The sequence below is a fragment of the Roseateles sp. P5_B10 genome (assembly GCF_056400485.1).
Map to the genome: position 1 here is coordinate 1 of NZ_JBFULE010000376.1, position 5,045 is coordinate 5,045.

General features: G+C 69.1%; 6 protein-coding genes. 4 read left to right on the forward strand and 2 right to left on the reverse strand.

Features of this window, described 5'->3' with window-relative positions:
• The 3 genes from AC1DU6_RS19720 to AC1DU6_RS19730 all read left to right on the forward strand — a co-directional run.
• Positions 1-1,482, forward strand: a 1,482-nt coding sequence (locus AC1DU6_RS19720; protein ID WP_477859046.1) for a S10 family peptidase, incomplete at its 5' end; no start/stop codon positions are given.
• A complete protein-coding gene (locus AC1DU6_RS19725; RefSeq protein ID WP_457324681.1) occupies positions 1,479-2,399 on the forward strand; it encodes an alpha/beta hydrolase in 921 nt (306 codons plus the stop codon). The genes AC1DU6_RS19720 and AC1DU6_RS19725, both read left to right, overlap by 4 nt.
• On the forward strand, positions 2,396-3,253 hold the full coding sequence (locus AC1DU6_RS19730; protein WP_477859049.1) for a YbgC/FadM family acyl-CoA thioesterase: 858 nt from the start codon (positions 2,396-2,398) through the stop codon (positions 3,251-3,253). The genes AC1DU6_RS19725 and AC1DU6_RS19730 overlap by 4 nt, the downstream gene beginning before the upstream one ends.
• Here AC1DU6_RS19730 and AC1DU6_RS19735 read toward each other — a convergent pair.
• Both AC1DU6_RS19735 and ygfZ read right to left on the reverse strand, forming a co-directional pair.
• Positions 3,250-3,498 carry a DUF4936 family protein gene (locus AC1DU6_RS19735; RefSeq protein ID WP_056201645.1) on the reverse strand — a complete coding sequence of 83 codons (249 nt, stop codon included), beginning with the start codon at positions 3,496-3,498 and terminating at the stop codon, positions 3,250-3,252. The genes AC1DU6_RS19730 and AC1DU6_RS19735 overlap by 4 nt on opposite strands.
• A 2-nt stretch (positions 3,499-3,500) precedes the next feature.
• Positions 3,501-4,379, reverse strand: a complete 879-nt coding sequence (gene ygfZ / locus AC1DU6_RS19740; RefSeq protein ID WP_477859051.1) for a CAF17-like 4Fe-4S cluster assembly/insertion protein YgfZ — start codon at positions 4,377-4,379, stop codon at positions 3,501-3,503.
• 77 nt (positions 4,380-4,456) lie between these two features.
• Here ygfZ and AC1DU6_RS19745 point away from each other — a divergent pair.
• Positions 4,457-5,045: endolytic transglycosylase MltG (locus AC1DU6_RS19745; RefSeq protein ID WP_477859053.1), on the forward strand; the 589-nt coding region annotated here is incomplete at its 3' end.

Genomic DNA, 5,045 nt, shown 5'->3' on the forward strand with positions numbered 1-5,045 from the left:
ACGCTGAGCTACACCGCCACCGCCGGCCACCTGATCGCGCGCGACGCCACTGGCGCTGCCGAGGCCTCGGTGTTCTACGTCGCCTACACCCTGCCCGGTGCCGATGTGGCGACCCGCCCCGTCACCTTCTTTTACAACGGCGGCCCGGGCTCGGCCTCGGTCTGGCTGCAGCTGGGCAGCTTCGGTCCCAAGCGCCTCGTGGCCAACGCACCCGACACGACGGCGGCGCGGCCTTTCCCGATGATCGACAACGCCGAGCACCTGCTGGGCCAGACCGATCTCGTCTTCATCAACGCAGTGGGCAGCGGCTACTCCCAGGCCATCGCGCCCTTCACCAACCGCAACTTCTGGGGCGTGGACGCCGACGCCGCGCTGTTCCGCGACGCCATCCAGCGCTACCTGGCTGCCAACAACCGCGCCGCCTCGCCCAAATACCTCTACGGCGAAAGCTACGGCGGCCCGCGTACGGCCGTGCTTGCGCGCCAGTTGCAGGAGGCCGGCGTCATGCTTGACGGGCTTGTGCTGCAGTCCCCGGCGATGGACTACAACAGCAATTGCGGCATCACGAACGGGCAGGGCTGCGGCGGCTATCTGCCGAGCTTCGCCGCCGTCGGCGCCTTCCATCGGCTGACGCAGCCTGTGCCGACCGATCTCAACGCCTGGGCGGCGCAGGCGCGTACCTATGCCGACCAGGTTTACGCGCCGGCGCTGCAAGCCTGGCTGGCCAATGTACCGACACCGACGATCTGGCAGCCTCTGGCCAACCTGACCGGTTTACCCGCGGCGCAATGGCAGACGAGCCTGAACGTGTCGGCCGACAACTTCCGCATCTGGCTGATCTCCGGCCAGCAGCTCGGCCGCTACGACGGCCGCATGAAGGCGGCCATCGGCAGCCAGCTCGCCTCGGAGGGCGATGTGTCCAGCACCTGGATCGGCAGCAGCTTCGCCACCGGCATCGCCACCCATCTGCGCGACCAGCTCGGCTACCGCAACAGCTCCACCTATGTCGTGCTGAGCAATGCCATCAACTTCTGGAACTTCAGCCACGCCGGCCGGCCCTTGCCGGACACCTTGCCCGACCTCTCGGTGGCCCTGGCCCAGAACGCCCGCCTGCGCGTGCTCGCCGTCAGCGGCTATCACGACCTGGCCACGCCCTTTCACCTGACAGAGACCGACCTGGCGCGCGTCGATGCCAGCCGCGTGAAAGTCCGCAACTATGCCGGCGGCCACATGAGCTATCTCGACGACGCGACCCGGGTCGCTCAGCTCGCCGACCTCAAGGCCTTCTACGCGAACACGCTGGCCCYGCGTGCCGCTGCCGACCTCGGACCCGAACGGCGAGCGTTGCAGGCTCGACCCTTCGTGATGGTGGATCGCGCCGGTACGCCGCAGCAGCCGGGCAGCGTGGCGCCAACGAGCGAGAACGCCTTCCAAGCCCCGCTGCGCGACCCCTGGGTGCCGCCGACAATGCGGGCCCGATGACGACGCCACTGACCCCACGCATGGCCGAACTGCTGACGCGCATCCAGCGCGCCAAGCGGCCGCCGTTTCACGCGCTGACGCCGCGTGAGGCCCGCTTGGCCTACCGCATGGGCGCAGAGATCCTGGACCTGCCGCGTGCGGCCCTGGCCCGCGTCGAAGATCTGGAGGTGGCTGGCCGGCCGGCACGTCTGTACGCGCCCAGCGCCGACAAGCTGCCCGTGCTGCTGTATCTGCACGGCGGCGGCTTCACGATCGGCGACCTGGAGACGCATGACAGCCTGTGCCGCCAGCTCAGCAATCGCAGCGGCGCGGCCGTGCTGGCGCTGGACTACCGCCTGGCACCCGAGCACCGTTTTCCGGCCGCTGTCGACGATGCCTGGGCCGGCCTGGCCTGGCTGCATGAGCAGGCGTCGGCGCTGGGCCTGGACGGCAGCCGCCTGGGCGTCGGCGGCGACAGCGCCGGCGGCACGCTGGCGGCCAGCACGGCCTTCTTCGCCCGCGAGCAGGGCCTGCCGCTGGCGCTTCAGCTTCTGATCACGCCCGGTACCGCGGCCCGGCTGAGCCATGACTCGCACCGCCGTTTTGCCGAGGGCTATCTGCTCGATGCGACGACCATCGAATGGTTCTTCAGCCACTACATCGACGCCGACCAGCGCAGCGACTGGCGTTTTGCGCCGCTGGAGGCCGAAGACCATGCCGATCTCGCGCCCGCCGCCGTGCTGCTGGCCGAGGCCGACCCTCTGGTGGACGAAGGCCTGGCCTATGCCGACGTGCTGCGCGCGGCCGGCGTGCCGGTGCAGCTGGAACTCGCACGCGGCGTGACCCACGACTTCATCAAGATGGGCCGCAGCCTGCCCGAGGCCGTCGCGGCGCTGGACTTCTGCGCCGCGGCCATCAAGGAACATCTCAAGCCATGAAACGCCAGGACTTCCGCTTCTTCGAACCGCTGCGCGTGCGCTGGGCCGAGATCGACGCCCAGGGCATCGTCTTCAACGGCCACTACCTGACCTATATGGACACGGCCATCAGCGGCTATTGGCGAGCCCTGGCGCTGCCCTATGCCGACACGATGAAGATGCTGGGCGGCGACCTCTTCGTGCGCCGTGCGGCGCTGGACTACCTCGCCTCCGCCCGCTACGACGACCGCCTGGACATCGGCGTGCGCTGCCGCGAGTTCGGCAACAGCTCGATGAAGGTCGACGGCGCCTTCTTCCGTGGCGACCAGTTGCTGGTGCAGGCCGACATGATCTACGTCTTCGCCGACCCGGTCGCGCAGACGCCGCAGCGCCTGCCCGATGCGCTGCGCGACGTCATCCATGGCTTCGAGGCCGGCCAGAGCGTCGTCGACGTCAGCGTCGGCGCATGGAGCGAGCATGGCGAAGCCGCCGGCGCCATCCGTCGCGAGGTCTTCATCGAGGAGCAGGGCATCCCGGCCGACATGGAATGGGACGCCGCCGACGCGAGCTGCCTGCATGCGCTGGCGCGCAACCGCTTCGGCATTCCGCTGGCCACCGGCCGCATGCTGGAGCATGTGCCCGGCGTGGCCAAGATCGGCCGCATGGCCGTGCTGCGCGCCATGCGCGGCACCCAGATCGGCCGCCAGGTGCTCGACGCGTTGATGGCCGAGGCCAGAAAACAGGGCTACCGCGAGGTGCTGCTGCATGCGCAGCTGTCTGCCGAGAATTTCTATTTGCGCGCTGGCTTCCAGCGGCGGGGCCAGCCGTTTGAGGAGGCTGGCATCGGACATGTGGAGATGGTGCGCGGCCTCTAACCGAGCATCTCGAAGCGCTCAACCTTGCGTTCGCTGGCCAGCCACTCGGCCATCGCCGCTGCCACCTGCGGCTCGCGGTGGGTCCAGCCTTCCGGGTAGATCTCCATCCACGTCCACCGCCCATCGGCGTCCGGCTCGGGGCGTTGCAGCAGCTCGATGGGCGCTTCGACACGAGCCTTGCGAAAGGCGATGAGTGCCGCCTCGACGTTGTCGGCGGCGACGCGGTAGTAGACGTAGAGCTGCACGGTCAGTCTTGGGGCGGGATCTCGTAGGGCAGGGCACGCGGCTGCAGCGTGGCGCCGGTAGCGCTGCCCAGGTGCAGGCTGCCGCCTTCCAATGCCGCGAGCTTGATCTCGGCGGCAATGGCGGTCCGGCCGCCCTTGGACCCACTGCCCGCAACGACGCCAGCGGGCTGCTCCGGGTCTGCGCTGTTAAAGATCTCCTGGCCGATGGTCGCGGGCGCATCCGCCTCGAAAACCTGCAGCCGGCGCTTCAGCGTGCCGCGGTACTGGCTGCGCGCGACGATCTCCTGGCCGGGGTAGCAGCCCTTCTTGAAGTTCACGCCGCCCAGCACTTCGAAATTGATCATCTGCGGCACAAAGGCCTCGACGGTGGCGCCGCGCACCCAGGCCACGCCGGCTTCGGCTTCGGCCCAGGCCCAGTCGTCGGCCGTCATCGCTGCGCCGGTCGGTGCGGGTGCGTTGGCGGGCTGCACGCGCAGCGCGCGACCCGTGCCGGGCAGGGCGATCTGTACGGCTTCGTCATCGCTCGCCAGCGTCCAGGCCTCGGCGGTCGGCTCGCCCAGCAATCCGTAGACCGCGAACTCGGCGCTCGCGTCGCTGAGCTTGCATTTGGCGCGCATGACGAACATGGACAGCCGCTTCAGCGTCGCCGCCAGCGTCTCGGCCGGCAGGGCCAGCAGAATCTCTTCATCACCGCCGCGCCAGCCCACCATCGTCGCCAGCAGCCGGCCCTTGGCCGTGCAGAAGCCGGCCAGGCGTGCGTGCTCGCGGTCGAGCAAGGCGAAGTCCTGGGTCAGCTGGCTGTGCAGGAAGCTGGCGGCGTCAGCGCCCTGGGCGCGGATCACGCCCCAGTCAGAGAGACGGAGTTGGGAGGCTTGCGACATGACGGGAATTATCATCGGCCCCCTTTTGACCGGGCTTTTCACAGGGCATGAAGTGGTTGTTGCGAGCGCTGCTCGTCTTGTTGTTGATCGCAGTGCTGGCTGCAGGCGCCGTCTGGCAGTGGCTGCGCAGCCCGCTGGCGCTGTCGGCGCCTTCGGTGGAGCTGTCCATCGAGCCCGGCACCAACCCGGTGGAGGTTGCCCGCGCGTGGGTCGCTGCCGGCGTGCAGACCGATACCCGCTTCCTCTACCAATGGTTCAAGTGGTCGGGCCAGGCCAAGCAGATCCGCGCCGGCAGCTATGAGGTCCACGCCGGCATCACGCCGCGGGAGCTGCTCGACAAGATGGTGCGCGGCGACCAGGTCATGGAGCAACTGCGCCTCATCGAAGGCTGGAACTGGCGCCAGGTGAGGGCGGCACTCGCCGCCGCACCTTCACTCAAGCCCAAGACGGCGCAGATGAGCGATGCCGAGATCATGACGGCGCTGGGTGAGCCCGGCGTGGCGCCCGAGGGCCGCTTCTTCCCCGACACCTATGCGTACAGCCGCGGTGTCAGCGACCTGACGGTGCTCAAGCGCGCCCACGCGGCGATGCGGGGCCGGCTGGCGGCAGCCTGGAGCAAGCGGGCGCGCGACCTGCCGCTGAAATCGGCCGACGAGGCGCTGATCC

Bases quoted from the DNA above. Each gene is read 5' to 3' on its own strand.
- AC1DU6_RS19725 (WP_457324681.1), top strand. From the start codon at position 1,479: ATGACGACGCCACTGACCCCACGCATGGCCGAACTGCTGACGCGCATC.
- AC1DU6_RS19730 (WP_477859049.1), top strand. From the start codon at position 2,396: ATGAAACGCCAGGACTTCCGCTTCTTCGAACCGCTGCGCGTGCGCTGG.
- ygfZ (WP_477859051.1), bottom strand. From the start codon at position 4,379: ATGTCGCAAGCCTCCCAACTCCGTCTCTCTGACTGGGGCGTGATCCGC.